General features: G+C 63.9%; 1 protein-coding gene. It reads right to left on the bottom strand.

Going from position 1 to position 1313, the window contains the following annotated elements; genetic code table 11:
- Positions 1-53: 53 nt before the first annotated feature.
- Positions 54-1265 carry an IS256 family transposase gene (locus ACFQ24_RS03940; RefSeq protein WP_380909150.1) on the bottom strand — a complete coding sequence of 404 codons (1212 nt, stop codon included), beginning with the start codon at positions 1263-1265 and terminating at the stop codon, positions 54-56.
- Positions 1266-1313 lie beyond the last annotated feature (48 nt).

Here is a 1313-nt window from a genome sequence, read left to right as displayed (position 1 = left end):
GGTCGCGTCCGTCAATGTGGTGTAAAATCGGGTGTGGCCACTGGGCTGCATTTTCAGGCGGCCTTGGGTGTAATCTGTAGCGGCTGTGCCTCCTCGATCATTGGGGTGGCAAGGGCGGCCATGCCCTCGATCTGCATGTAGCGGTGCTGGAGCTGGTATTCGTCATTCTGCTCGAGCAGGACGGCGCCGACGAGGCGGATAATGCTGTCCTCGTTCGGGAAGATGCCGACCACATCGGCGCGGCGCTTCACTTCCTTGTTCAGGCGTTCCAGCGGGTTGGTGCTGTGGAGCTTGACCCGGTGCTGCTCGGGGAAGGTCATGTAGGCGAGTACGTCGTGCTCGGCATCGTCCATGCAAACGCCGAGCTTTGGCCAGCGGGCGCGCAACTGATCAGCGACCTGACGCCAGACCTGCGTCGCAGCGGCATGGTCGGGCTGAAGGAAGACCTGACGGATGGCAGCGGCAACGACGGTATTCTGGCCTTTGGGCACATAGGCCAGGGCGTTGCGCATGAAGTGGACGCGGCAGCGCTGCCAGGTCGCGCCCATGACGCGGGTAATCGCCGCCTTGAGCCCCTCGTGGGCATCGGAGATGACCAGCTTCACGCCGGTCAGGCCGCGCCGGGCGAGGTCCTTGAGGAAGCTCGACCAGAACGGCTCGGCTTCGGAAGGACCGATGTGCAGGCCGACGATCTCGCGCTTGCCCTCGGTGTTGACGGCCACAGCGATTATCGCGGCGACACTGACGATCCGCCCGCCCTCGCGCACCTTGAGGTAGGTAGCATCGAGCCAGAGGTAGGGCCAGTCGCCGGCGAGCGGCCGCTTGAGGAAGGCGTGGACCCGCTCGTCGATGTCCTTGCACAGCTTGGATACCGAGGACTTGGAGATGCCAGTCATGCCCATCGCCTGCACCAGCTCATCGACGCGCCGGGTGCTGACGCCGGCGATCCATGCTTCCTGGATCACCGCGACCAGCGCCTTCTCGACGGTCTTCCTGGGCTCCAGAAAGCCGGGAAAGTAGGCGCCGGTCCGCAGTTTGGGGATCTTGAGATTGAGCGTGCCGAGCCGGGTATCGAGGCTGCGGTCGCGGTAGCCATTGCGCCAGGTCGTGCGATCGCCGGAACGCTCGTGCCGGCCGGCGCCGACCAGGCCATCGACGTCGGCCTCCATGATGATCTGTAATACGCTCTCGGCGATCGTGCGCAGGAAATCTCCATCTCCGGTCTTCGCCATCAGCTCGGCAAGCGGTAATCTATCGTCGGTCATCGGGATCAACTCCTCGGTGGGCGTGTGAAGTGTGGTAACTCCACCTTA

Source organism: Sphingobium olei (genome assembly GCF_042678845.1).
Taxonomy (GTDB): Bacteria; Pseudomonadota; Alphaproteobacteria; order Sphingomonadales; family Sphingomonadaceae; genus Sphingobium; species Sphingobium olei.
This window is presented reverse-complemented; position numbering and strand designations above follow the sequence as displayed.

Bases quoted from the DNA above. Each gene is read 5' to 3' on its own strand.
- ACFQ24_RS03940 (WP_380909150.1), bottom strand. From the start codon at position 1,265: ATGACCGACGATAGATTACCGCTTGCCGAGCTGATGGCGAAGACCGGA.